This window comes from Corallococcus sp. CA047B (genome assembly GCF_003612065.1).
GTDB lineage: Bacteria > Myxococcota > Myxococcia > Myxococcales > Myxococcaceae > Corallococcus > Corallococcus praedator.
In genome coordinates this window covers 18,766-30,575 of the sequence record NZ_RAWD01000080.1, presented here as the reverse complement: position 1 = coordinate 30,575, position 11,810 = coordinate 18,766, and the positions used below count along the sequence as shown (strand labels likewise).

The 11,810-nt window shown below is 70.5% G+C and carries 9 protein-coding genes; 6 read left to right on the top strand and 3 right to left on the bottom strand.

What is annotated here, in order from left to right; translation table 11 throughout:
- From D7X74_RS15155 to D7X74_RS15130, 6 genes are all read left to right on the top strand, one after another.
- Positions 1 to 646 (top strand): outer membrane beta-barrel domain-containing protein (locus tag D7X74_RS15155; protein ID WP_233602106.1); only part of this gene is annotated, 646 nt, incomplete at its 5' end.
- Positions 643 to 2,256, top strand: coding sequence for a tol-pal system YbgF family protein (locus D7X74_RS15150; RefSeq protein ID WP_120533671.1), 1,614 nt, complete (start codon positions 643 to 645; stop codon positions 2,254 to 2,256). The genes D7X74_RS15155 and D7X74_RS15150, both read left to right, overlap by 4 nt.
- Complete coding sequence (gene bamD, locus D7X74_RS15145; RefSeq protein ID WP_120533670.1) at positions 2,253 to 5,531, top strand: outer membrane protein assembly factor BamD; 3,279 nt, start codon at positions 2,253 to 2,255, stop codon at positions 5,529 to 5,531. Before D7X74_RS15150 ends, bamD begins: the two co-directional genes overlap by 4 nt.
- Positions 5,528 to 6,031 carry a hypothetical protein gene (locus D7X74_RS15140; protein WP_233595574.1) on the top strand — a complete coding sequence of 168 codons (504 nt, stop codon included), beginning with the start codon at positions 5,528 to 5,530 and terminating at the stop codon, positions 6,029 to 6,031. The genes bamD and D7X74_RS15140 overlap by 4 nt, the downstream gene beginning before the upstream one ends.
- Positions 6,028 to 6,666 (top strand): hypothetical protein, encoded by a 639-nt coding sequence (locus tag D7X74_RS15135; protein ID WP_120533669.1) that lies wholly within the window; start codon positions 6,028 to 6,030, stop codon positions 6,664 to 6,666. Before D7X74_RS15140 ends, D7X74_RS15135 begins: the two co-directional genes overlap by 4 nt.
- Entirely contained in the window at positions 6,666 to 8,579 is a 1,914-nt protein-coding gene (locus D7X74_RS15130) for a tetratricopeptide repeat protein (RefSeq protein WP_120533668.1), read from the top strand. The genes D7X74_RS15135 and D7X74_RS15130 overlap by 1 nt, the downstream gene beginning before the upstream one ends.
- Before the next feature lie 164 nt (positions 8,580 to 8,743).
- Here D7X74_RS15130 and D7X74_RS15125 read toward each other — a convergent pair whose 3' ends face one another.
- The 3 genes from D7X74_RS15125 to D7X74_RS15115 form a co-directional block, all read right to left on the bottom strand.
- Complete coding sequence (locus D7X74_RS15125) at positions 8,744 to 9,496, bottom strand: hypothetical protein (protein ID WP_120533667.1); 753 nt, start codon at positions 9,494 to 9,496, stop codon at positions 8,744 to 8,746.
- Between the two features lie 29 nt (positions 9,497 to 9,525).
- A complete protein-coding gene (locus D7X74_RS15120) occupies positions 9,526 to 11,172 on the bottom strand; it encodes a hypothetical protein (protein ID WP_233595575.1) in 1,647 nt (548 codons plus the stop codon).
- A gap of 133 nt (positions 11,173 to 11,305) precedes the next feature.
- Positions 11,306 to 11,794 (bottom strand): hemerythrin domain-containing protein, encoded by a 489-nt coding sequence (locus tag D7X74_RS15115; protein ID WP_120533666.1) that lies wholly within the window; start codon positions 11,792 to 11,794, stop codon positions 11,306 to 11,308.
- Positions 11,795 to 11,810: the final 16 nt, after the last annotated feature.

The window sequence follows — 11,810 nt, the reverse complement described above, 5'->3', positions numbered from 1 at the left end:
AACATCCCCCGTGCGATTCATCCTGCTCACCCTCCTGTGCCTGGTGCCCGGCCTCGCGCGCGCCCAGGCCGAGGAACTCGAGAACCCCGGCACCGTCTCCGCGGTGCAGGACCGCCTCTACCGCATGCACCACGAGCTGACGCTCGGCGTGGGCGTGCTGCCCGCGGACGCCTACTACAAGGGGCTCATCGGCACCGTCGGCTACACGTACCACTTCAGTGACAGCTTCGCGTGGCAGGTGGGCCGCGGCACGTACAGCTACAACGTGCAGACCAGCCTGCGCCGCCAGTTGGAGCGCGACTTCGACGTCTCCCCCACCAACACCGCCTTCGAGGATCAGGTGCAGTGGATGGTGGGCTCCGACCTGATGTGGAGCCCGCTGTACGGCAAGACGTCCTTCCTCAACACCAACGTCATCCACTTCGAGGTCTTCCTCCTGGGTGGCGGCACGGTGGTGAAGGTGGAGCGCAGCGACGGCTTCCGGCCCGCCATCAACCTGGGCCTGGGCCTGCGCGTGTTCTCCAGCCGCAACGTGTCCTTCCGTCTGGACGTGACGAACAACACCGTCTTCGCGGGTGCGTCGCGCATCGTCAACGTGCCCACCGTGCAGTTGGGCACGGCCTTCAACTTCGGCGCCACGGAATGACGTCCCGCCCGCTCATCGTCGCCGCGCTCACCAGCGCCGCGCTCTTCGTGTTCCCAACGGCCGCCCGCGCCGCCCCGGACGCGGGCGTGCCGCCCATGCCCCCCGCGCCCGCCACCGCGAAGCCCGGCACCCCTCCGGGCACCGCGGACGCGGGCACGCTCCCCACGGACGCGGGCACCGCCGCCGCGCCCGCCGGACCCGCCAAGGCCGCCGTGGCGGAGGCCCCGCCTCCCCCGCCCCAGAAGGTGCCGCCGGAGACCTTCGACAACGCCCTCAAGGCGTACTTCGACGGCAAGCCGCGCGACGCAGCGGGCCCGCTGTACGCGTGGCTCCAGGCCACGCCCCGCACGGACGACAACTACGCGTGGGGCCAGTACTTCCTCGCCAAGAGCCTCATCGACCTGGGCCTCACCCACGCGGGCGCCACGTACCTGGCGCGCATCGCCCGCGAGCGCACCAACCCCAACGTGCTGCCGCGCGCGCTGGACGCGCTCAAGGACCTGACGGACCGGCCTCACGACGAGGTGATGATCGACGAGCAGGTCTTCGGCGCGCTGGACCTGGGCTTCCTGCCGGAGGAGACGGGCGCGTACGCGCACTACCAGCAGGGCCTGGTGGACCTGCGCGTGGGCAACGAGCGCTGGGCCGGCACGCACTTCTCCAAGCTGCCGGAGACGAGCGCAGAAGCGAGCCGCGCGAAGTTCGCCCTGCTCGTCACCCGCTTGAAGCAGGTGAAGGATCCACCGGATGAGATGGTGAAGGACTTCCTGTCGCTGTCCGAGGACGAGAAGCTCACCCGCGAGTCTCGCAACGAGGCCGCCCTCGCGGTGGCCCGCCTGCGCTACGAGCGCAAGGACTATCCCGGAGCGCTGGACGCGTACGGCAAGGTGAAGCTGCCGCAGTTGGATCCGGGCCGCGCGAGCCTCTACCTGGAAGAGGCGTGGACCCGCTACAAGCTGGGCGACCTGCGCGCGTCCCTGGGCATCCTCACCACCCTGGACGCGCCGTCCTTCCGCGACGAGTTCCTGCCGGACAAGTACCTGCTGCGCGCGCTCATCTTCCGCGACCTGTGCCACTACCTGCCCGCCAAGCGCGCGGCGAAGGAGCTGACGCGCCGGTACGCGGACTCGCTGGAGTCCGTGCGCGCCCGCGACGACCTGAGCCAGGACGTGCGCCTGCGCCGCGCCGCCAACTCGCACGGCGGCACGAAGCGCGCCGCCCGGTTCGTGGCCCTGCTGGACCTGGAGGGAGAGCGCCTGGGCCGCTACGCCGGCAGCTTCGGTGACCGGCTCTTCGGTCACCTGACGCGGCTGTATGACCTGTCCCACGCGGAGGGCGTGCGCGTGTACGACGCCCGGCTCGCGGAGGCCGTGCGCCAGGAGGCGGACACGCTGCTGCGCGCCGCCGAACAGGTGCGCCTGATGGAGTACGAGGTGGGCCTGAAGCTGTACGAGCGCGTGAAGAAGGGCGCCCAGGTGGTCGCCGCCGAGGAAGAGGAAATGCTGTCCCCCGCGCAGGTCGCCTTCCGCTTCGACAACGAATACTGGAACGACGAGCTCAAGTCCTACCGGGTCCGCATCGAGAGCCGTTGCATCGAGGAAACCCCATGACCGGCCCGTTCACCGGCCTCATCACCGCCGCGATGCTCGCGGCCGCAGCTCCTGGCGCCGCCGGCCGCGTCGGGCCCAACCTCAACCCCATCGTCTCCAAGGCGAAGGAGCGCGACGAGCTCATCACCAAGCTCAAGCGCGACATCTTCAAGGTGGACCGCTCCATCGGGGAGACGGAGAAGCTCATCTCCAAGAGCCGCAACGCCCCGTACCTCCCGGACCTGCAGTTCCGGCTGGCGGAGCTGTACGTGGAGAAGAGCCGCTACGTGTACTACCTCCAGGCCGAGGAGCGGCCGGAGGGCGCGTCGGGCGCCATCGTCTCCCCGGAGACGCGCCTGATGAAGCAGAAGGCGGTGCAGATGTACTACCGCCTGCTGCGCGAGTACCCGGACTTCAAGGACGGCGACCAGGTGACGTTCTACCTGGCGCACGAGCAGCGCGAACTGGGCCAGTTCGACGAGATGCTCAAGACGCTGGGGGATTTGACGCGCAAGTTCCCCAACAGCCCGCTGCGGCTGGAAGCCGAACAGATTCTCGGCGACCACTTCTTCGACAAGGCGGACCTCGTCGAGGCGGAGCGGCACTACCAAGCCATCCTGGAGCTGCCGCCGTCGCCGGTGCACGACCTGGCCCGCTACAAGATGGGCTGGATCCGCGTGAACCAGGCCAAGCACGCGGAGGCCGTCACGTTCTTCGAGGCGGCGGCCGCCAGCGCGCCCCTGCCCGGCGTGGACGTGAAGAAGGCGCTCAACGTCAAGCGAGAGGCGCTGCTGGACCTCGTGTACAGCTACACGGAGGCCAAGCCCCCCAAGGGCGCGCTCAACTACTTCGAGAAGCTCAGCGACAGCCGCGCCACGTACGCGCTCGCGCTGGACAAGCTGGGCAACCGCTACTTCATCAAGCAGCAGTACGAGTGGGCCATCCCCACGCTGCGCAAGCTGATGGAAGTGCAGCCGGATCCGGAGCTGGACCTGGAGCGCGGCCAGAAGCTGTACGACTCGCTCAAGGCCGCCAAGGGCAAGGTGGTGCCGGAGCCGGAGGACATCCGCTTCCTGGTGCGCGCCGCGGTGCAGAGCAAGACGGACCCGGAGCTCGCGGACACGGACCGCAAGAAGCAGCTCGTGGAGCTGGAGGAGATGGCGCGCGACCTGTCCACCCAGGTGCACCTGGCCGCGCAGAAGAAGGACGAGCGCGACCTGTACGTGAAGGCCGCGCAGGCCTACCGCGAGTACCTGGGGCTGTTCCGGCCAGACCAGTACGTGCGTCCCATCATGAAGAACCGCGCGGACGCGCTCTTCGCGGCCAAGGAGTTCCCGGACGCCGCGCGCCAGTTCGAGGAGCTGGCCCGCTACGAGGACAAGGCCAAGGCGAAGGACGACAAGGCGGTGGACGCGGCCATGTACGGCGCGCTGCTGGCCCACTTCTCCACGCTCAAGCCGGAAGAGGCCCTCAAGCGCAACGCCTTTGAAGTCGCCGACGCGCGGCAGGCCCTGAAGCTCCTGGGCGCCAACTACGTGTCGCGCTACCCGCAGAGCCCGCATGTGCTGGACGTGAAGTTCAACATCGCGCGCGCCTACTACGAGGACGGCGACTACCCGAAGGCATCAGAGCTGTTCACCGCGTTCGCGCTGGCGCATCCGCAGTACAAGGACGCGCCCGTGGCCGGCAATCTGGCGCTGGACAGCCTGCGGCAGGTGAACGACTTCAAGAAGCTGGACGAGACGGGGCGCAAGTTCCTCGCGTCGTCGCTGCCGGCGAACTTCCGCGGGGAGGTGCAGAAGATCCTCACGCAGAGCAAGTCCGAGGCGCTGGACGAGCTGGCCCTGCAGAGCGCGCAAGAGACGGGCGACGTCATCTCCGGCCTGATGAAGGTCGCGGACGAGAACAAGAACACCGACATCGGCGAGAAGGCGCTCTATGGCGCGTTCACCGCGGCGCGCGAGAAGCGCGACCTGCCCCGCGAGCGCGAGCTGGGCACGAAGCTGGTGCAGTCCTATCCGAAGAGCCAGTACCTGTCGGACGTGCTCTTGACGCTGGGTCGGCACTCGGCCGAAGCGGCGGCCTTCACGGAAGCGGCTGGCTGGTTCGAACAGGTGGGCCAGAAGCTGGGCGGCGACCTGGCGGCGGTGGACGGCTGGATGGCCGGCGCGCGGCTGCGGCTGGCGCTGGGTGAGTACAAGGAAGCGTCCCGCAACCTGGAGACGGCGGCGGAAGCGGCCGGTGCTCGCAAGGGCGAGGTGCTGTCGCTGCTCGCCGAGACGCGCCTGAAGCAGAAGGACTACGCGCGGGCGAAGTCGACCGCGGAGTCCGCGCTGCGGCTGGACAAGAACAACGTGGCGGCCGCCGCGGTGCTCGCCGAGGTGCAGGCGGCGACCGCGCCCACGGCGAGCCCCGACGCGCTCATCACCACCCTCACCGCCGCGGTGCAGGGCCCCAACGGCCAGTCGGAAGAGGCGGCCAAGGGGCTGTGGTACCTGGGGGAGATCCTCTACCGCGGCTACAAGGACCTGCCCGCCGACAAGGTGGAGGAGAAGGTCGCCGCGCTCCAGGCCATGGAGGGCGTGTACACGCAGGCCGCGTCGCTCGGGTATCCGGAGTGGGCGGTGGCGTCGCTGTGGAAGATTGCCCTCGCGTACGGCCACATCGCGGACGTGGTGGACCAGACGCCGGTGCCGGGCGGACTGTCCGCCGCGGAGACCAAGCAGTTCCAGGACGCGGTGAAGCAGCAGGTGGGACCGCTCAAGGCGCGCTCGGACGACGCCTTCAAGGCGTGCCTGTCCCGCGCGGAGTCGCTGGAGGTCTTCAACGCGGCGGTCCTGGGCTGCCGCAACCGCACGGACGTGGCCTCGCTGCCCGTGCCTGCGCCGGCCGCGCCCACGCAGCCCGCGGCGCTGGAGGACCTGCGCAAGAAGGCGGAGAAGGTGCTGTCCGCCGAAGCGCTGGAGGCCCTGGGCATGGGCTACCTGGACGCGCACCAGTACGGCATGGCGCAGCTCACCTTCGGCCGCGTGACGGAGCTGCAGGACACGCGCGCCTCCGCGCACGCCGCGCTGGGCTGGGCCATGCTCAACCTGGGCGACGCGATGGGCGCCCGGGCCGCGTACGCCAAGGCGCTGGAAGCGGACCCCACCTACGACAAGGCCCGCCTCAACCTGGCCGCGCTGCGCTGCCGCTTCGGCGACACGGACGGCGCGCGCCGCGAGCTGGCCGTGCTCAAGGACATGGGCACGCTCAACGGTCCGGACGTGGACGCGGGCTGGAAGGCGTGCAAGTGAGCGCGCGCCTTCGCTTCATCGCTCCGGCGCTGTTCGCGCTCGCCGCCGCCGCGTGTGGCGACGGCGAGGGCGGCGCGCTGGAGGGCAGCGTGACGCCGCTGTTGGACCTGCGCTACCAGCGGGCCGAGGCGCGGCTGGCGGAGGGCTCGCTGGCGGTGAGCTTCGTGGAAACGCAGGGCACCGGGCAGGACGTGGTGCTCAAGGTGAGCGCGCGCGTGGCGGACATGCTGCCGGAGGACCCGGAGTACGCGGGCTCGCTGGACATCGACCTGGCCGAACCCCTGGAGGACGGCTCGCAGCGGGGCAGCGTGGACCGCAGCGTGCTGGATGAGCCGGTGCGCCCCTTCCCGCTGCTGGCGCGCGGCAACCTCTTCGTGAAGTCCCTTCCGAAAACCCCCGGTGACCGCGTGTCGGGCGAGTTCAACGTGACCTTCGTCAACGGCACCGACGTCTACTCCGGCCGCACCATCTTCGGCCGCTTCGAGGCGACCGCTCCATGAAGCGCACCCTGCTGTTAAGCCTGACCCTCCTGGCCTCCGCCTGCGGCCCGCGCTACGGCATGCGCGTGCCGGACTCGCTGGTGCAGAAGCTGCCGTACGAGACGCGCATCGAACTGCTGGAGTCGGAGAACGACCTGGCGCTGGCCATCGACCGCGTGGACGAGGCGGACAACGAGGTCAACCGCGCGCGGGAGAACATCCGCCGGGCGAAGTCCCGCCAGGAGGCCGCAGAGGACGAGGAGGACCGCGCCCCGGACGCGTCGTCGCGCGAGGTGGCGCAGCTGGCCATCGCGGAGTCCGAGTCCCGCGTGGAGTTCCTGCGCGCGCACCAGCGCCTCAACGTGGGCCTGCGCGACGTGGAGAAGCTGGCGCTGCGGTGCGCGTTCGCGAAGTTCGAGCTGGCGCGACTCACCGCGGCACGCAAGGCGAAGGTGCAGGGCAGTGAACGCCTGGAGGTCAAGGAGTACGAGGAGCAGGTGTCCGAGTGTGAAGCGGCCGTGAAGGAAGAGCGCGCGGCGCTTGCGGAGGACACCAAGGAAGCGCAGACCGCGAAGGAAGCCTGGGAAACGAAGAAAGCCGCCCTCGCAAAGAAGACCTTCGACGCACGCGCCAGCCCCTACGTGGAGAACCTGTGATGACGAACGCCACCGTCCTCATCCTCCAGTTGCTCGCTGCCCAGGCCCCGGCTCCGCAGGCCGCGCCTCCAGAGAAGCCCGCCATCGCCGCCCCGCGCGCGGACAAGCTGCCGGACGACCCGGACGCGCTCTACAAGCTGGGCACTGCCTTCCTGTCGCAGAACCAGCCGCGCCGCGCGGTGGCCCCGCTGACGAAGCTGGTGAGCCTGACGCCGGACGGCGCGCCGGCGAGGGTGGCCCTGGCGCGCGCCCTGCGGCTGTCGGGTGACGTGGACAAGGCGAAGGCGGTGCTGGACGCGGCGCTGGCGGCCCTGCCGGAAGAGGCCACGCTGCGCTCGGAGCGCGGCCTGCTGGCGCGCATCCAGGACGACACGGACGAGGCCATCACCCAGTACTCGGTGGCGACGGAGCTGGCGCCGCAGGACGCGGAGCTGCGCTTCAACCTGGGAGAGGTGCTCCAGCGCGCCAACCGCACGGACGACGCCATCGAGGCGTACCGCGAGGCGCTGAAGCTGGACGGCACGCTGCAGGTCGCGCGGTTGAACCTGGGCAAGGCGCTGGCGGAGAAGGGCCAGAACGCGGAGGCCAAGGAGACGCTGCGCGAGGTGCTGCGCCAGAACGCCGGCGACGCGGAGGCGCACTACAACCTGGGCGTCATCCTGATGCGGGAGAACGACGCGACGGGTGCGTTCGCGGAGTATCAGGCCGCCATCAAGGCGGACCCCAAGCACGCGCGGGCGCAGAACAACCTGGGCGTGGTGCTGGACGGCCAGGGCAACGCGCGCAAGGCGGCGGAGGCCTTCACGCGCGCCATCGCGTTGGATCCGAAGTACGCGGAGGCGCACTTCAACCTGGGGCTCTCGTGCTTCCAGTTGGGGGAGAACGCGAAGGCGACGCGCGCGTTCGAGAAGGCGCTGCTCTTGGAGCCCCGCCGTTCGAGCGGCCCGTACACGCAGCTGGGCCTGCTCTACCTCGCGCAGGGCAAGAAGACGCAGGCGGTGTCCGCGTTCCAGAAGGCCATCGAGAAGAGCGCCGACGACGGCAAGAAGACGACGGAGGCGTACCAGGGGCTCGCGCGCGCGTACCTGGGGCTGGGCAAGGTGGACGAGGCGGTGGCCACGCTGAAGACGGCGGTGGAGACCTTCCCGGACGAGCCCGGCACCCGCTCCGGCTACGGCGACGCGCTCCGGGCCAAGGGCGACCTGGACGGCGCCATCGCGCAGTACACGGAGAGCCTGAGGCTCGCGCCCACGACGGAGAACCGGCTGGTGCTCGCGGAGGCCTACGCGAAGAAGCACGTGGGCGCGCAGGCGCGGCCCCTCTACGAGGCGGTGCTCAAGGAGGATCCGAACCACCGCGGGGCGAAGCTGGGGCTCGCGGACCTGCTGCTGGCCATGGGCGACTACGTGGCGGCGGAGAAGCTGTTGACGCCCGCCACGGGCGAGGAGCCGGACACGGGCGCGCTCGCGCGGCTGGGCATCCTGCACTCGCGGCGCGGCAGGCCGGACCTGGCCGTGCCGGAGCTGGAGCTGGTGGTGGCGAAGGACCCCGCGCAGTTGGAGGCGCGCGCGGAGCTGGGCTTCCTGTACCTGCGTGGCGGTGACGAGTCCAAGGCGGTGCAGGTGCTGAGCGACCTGTTGGCCGTGGAGCCGCGCAACTCGCTGGGTCTGCTGTACCTGGGCCACACGCTGTACCGGCAGGGCAAGCCGAAGGACGCGGAGAAGTCCTTCCGGGGCGCGTCGCAGGTGGATCCCGTCGCGGGTGAGCCGCACTTCGCGCTGGCGCAGCTGCTGGAGTCCACGGGCCGCAAGGACGAGGCGAAGAAGGAGTACGCGGAGGCGGTGCGGCTCCAGCCCGACCACGCGGACGCGAAGACGGCGTTGCAGAAGCTCGTCGCCTCCGACGTGCCTTGACGTTTCAGCCGGGAAGCTTCCCTGCTCCTGGAGTCGTTCCCTCCAGGAGGAGGCACGTCATGAAGGGCGGCGGACTCCGTGTCGCTCAACCTGGGGACGGCGTCGTTCTCGTTCGGCGCGCGCGTGCGCGTGACGCTCGCGGAGCTGAGCATTGAGCCAGCGGCTCACTCGCGGGCCCGCATGAAGCCTTCGGGCAGCGGCGGGCCCGTGGGCGTGGGCCGGGGTCCTTCCACGGGCGTGCGGCCAAAGCGGTAGCGGGCCTCCGCGTGGACGCCGAAGGCTTCGCCCTCCGCGCTCGCCAGCAGCACGAGGTCTTCTTCGGGACTCGTGCCTTCGGGGAGCGCCAACGTCCAGGGGACCTCCTGGACGTCCACGCCCAGCACGATGGGCGACGAGGGCCCGTCCTGGAGGAGGGTTCGCGACGGCACGCGCAGCGACACCTCCACCGGCGCGGTGAAGCCCGGGCTGCGCTCCAGCCGGGCGATGAGCTTCACCGTGCCCGCGCTGGATTCCACCACCCGCCAGGAGACGTGCAGGGGCGCGGGGACGCGGGCCGTGGTCGCGGGCAGGGTCGGCGGAGGCTGGAGGTCGTCCGCCTCCGTGGCTTCTTCACCTGGGGCCTGTGCGAGCACCGTGATGGGCGGAGATGAGACAGGGGCGTTCGTCTTCACCGGAGCGGCCTTGGGGTGCGGGCCTGTGCGTGACGGCGTGTCCCGTGACAAGTCCGGGTGGGCAGTCGCCCCGGTGGCGTGAGCGGAGGCACGGGGGGCCTGGGCGCTTCGGTGGGGCACCTCTTCGGTGGGAGTCGACAGGTCGGAAGCACGGGGCAACTTCTTGCGCCGCACGCGGTCCACGCCCGAAGCCATCCCCGCAGACAGCGCTCCGATGAGGGCCAGGGCCAGCACGGCCCCTGCCATCCGTCTTCGAAACTTCGAGCGTGGCAGCTTCATGGGCACAGGGGCTCGTGGCTGGGATAGGGGAAGGCGATGGTGGGCTCGGTCGCCGCGTCCACCCGGGCACTGGGGAAGCCCGTGCACACCAACGCATCCAGGAAGTCCGCGAGGCACGGTGACGGCTTGCCCGTGTCCACCACCTCCGAGAGCACGCCCCGCTCATCCCGGCTCCAGGTGTGTCGGGTGTAGCCGCGCGCCCAGGGGGCACGGTTCATCGCGGGCGAGGAGAGCGCGTCGTACAGCGGCTGGCTTGACGCGGTGCTGGTGGCCGCGCGGTAGAGGATGGCCGCCACTTCGTTCTCATCCACGGACTGGAGCAGGCCGTCCTCCGGATGGGGCCGGGGCCAAGCGCTCACCGATGAAGCACGCGCGGACAGGTCCACCCAGAACATCGTCCCGCCCTGCCGGTCGTAGTAGCGCGGACTGCGTCGGGCATCGGCGCTGAACCATGTGGCCCAGCCCTCGCTCCACGCCTGTCCCGGGAAGGTGGGCACGCCCACGTAGTGCGGGCCACCTTCGTCGGGGCTGGTGCCCCGGCTGGCCATCACCCAGTGCCCCAGCTCATGCATCACCATCGCGTCCGACCACCACGCCGCATCCGAGTCCCCGGGCAGCCATACCTGCGCGTCCCACCTGCGCCCCACCGCCTTCACGGGCCAGCGCGCGAAGCACGCACCGCACGACCAGGACGTGCCGAAGCCCAGCCACGCCACCACGGGCAATCCGTCCTTCCCACCGTAGCGCTCGCGCATCCGGCGCCACGCCGTGCCCAACACGTCGAACACGGCCGCCGCACCTGAACCCTCGGGCTCGGTGAGGGTGAAGGACGACTGTTGCGACAGCTCGCGCGTCGTGCGCGTCCAGCTCCAGATGCGGGCCGCTTCGCCCGGCGGCGTCTGCACCCGTTGCTCGCCAGGAAGGCCCGGGTCCGCCACCGCGTAGGCCACCGCGCCGTCGCGCCCCTGCCCCGCCGCGTACACGACGATGCGGTCGTCATCGGCGGAGGACGCGGACACCTTCAACGTGTAGCGGCCCGCTTCGTCCGTCACCTGCGAGTCCAGCAGCGTGTCGCCCTGGAAGGACACGATGAGGAAACCCCGAGCGGGGACGAGCTCCGTCTCGGAGGTCCACGTCCGGAACGCCGCATCCGGGAAGCGGCGGGCGTAGTGCACCGCACCGCTCAGCGTGGGGCCCGGTGCGCCGCAGAAGCCCCGGCCCGGCGCGGCTTCGCAGCCGGCGTCACAGGCGCGCGCGGCCCACTGGCCGCTCGTGCACACCTCCCACGTCCGAGCCTCCGTGCAGCGCGAGACGCCATCGACGCACGCAAGCCCCGCGACACAGGCGACCGTGGGCGTCTCGACACAGGCGGAGTCCTCGCCGCAGTCTTCCCGGTGCACGGCGCCGCCTTCACACCGCTCCAGCACTCGGGGCCCCAGACACCGGCCCTGCGAGGGAAGCTGATCACACGCCAGCGCGGGCCGGAGCGCTTCGTCGGGCAGGCTGGAGACACAGGCCGCGCAGGCCGCGCCCTCACAGTCGCGAGCACAGGGCGTCAGCTCCACGCCGGAGTCACAGCCCAGGCCCACGAACGCCCAGACGAACACCCATGTCAGCCACCGCGCCAGAAGCCCGCGTCCCACCTGGAGGAAACCTCTTTCAAGCCAGCGCGCCGCGCCGTGGCTGGATGCCCGGTGAGGACACCACGCACGGTGCACTGTGAGCAGAGGCAGGCGGCCTACGCCCTCCCTGCTCGCTCGCTCATCCCTCCAGTCATCAACGTACGGGAGGCTCCGCGCGCGCGAGGAACGCGGCCAGCAATGCCTGTCGCTCCGTAGCGTCCAGCACCGCATCCAGCGCGGGAAACAGGTACGTCTCCTCGCGCAGCGAGTGGTGGTGCTCCAGGTGCTTGAACGTGCTCTCCATGTCGAACACCCGCAGCACCGCGCGGCGGTAGTCCGGCGCCGCCGGATCCAGGGCGTCCACCGCGTCCTGACACTTCACCAGCAGTTCGAGCATGCGCTGGTGCTCACCGGTGAAGAGCTCCGGCGCGGCCCCGCGAATCCTTCCGGCCCGGGGCAGCTCGGGCAGCAGCAACGCCTCCTCCGCCTCCAGGTGCCGCGTGAGGTCCTCGCGGTAACGCGACAGCCGCTCACGGGCCACCGGCAGGTCCATGCCCATCAGCGCTTCCTGATGCAGCAGGAACAGCTCCTCCAGTTCGCGGTGGAGCGCGCCAAGGCTGACGAAGTCGGAGGGCACGGACATCGCTCGCGACGCGCCT

Coding starts and splice junctions, on each gene's coding strand:
- D7X74_RS15150 (WP_120533671.1), top strand. CDS start 643: ATGACGTCCCGCCCGCTCATCGTCGCCGCGCTCACCAGCGCCGCGCTC.
- bamD (WP_120533670.1), top strand. CDS start 2,253: ATGACCGGCCCGTTCACCGGCCTCATCACCGCCGCGATGCTCGCGGCC.
- D7X74_RS15135 (WP_120533669.1), top strand. CDS start 6,028: ATGAAGCGCACCCTGCTGTTAAGCCTGACCCTCCTGGCCTCCGCCTGC.
- D7X74_RS15130 (WP_120533668.1), top strand. CDS start 6,666: ATGACGAACGCCACCGTCCTCATCCTCCAGTTGCTCGCTGCCCAGGCC.
- D7X74_RS15125 (WP_120533667.1), bottom strand. CDS start 9,496: ATGGCAGGGGCCGTGCTGGCCCTGGCCCTCATCGGAGCGCTGTCTGCG.
- D7X74_RS15115 (WP_120533666.1), bottom strand. CDS start 11,794: ATGTCCGTGCCCTCCGACTTCGTCAGCCTTGGCGCGCTCCACCGCGAA.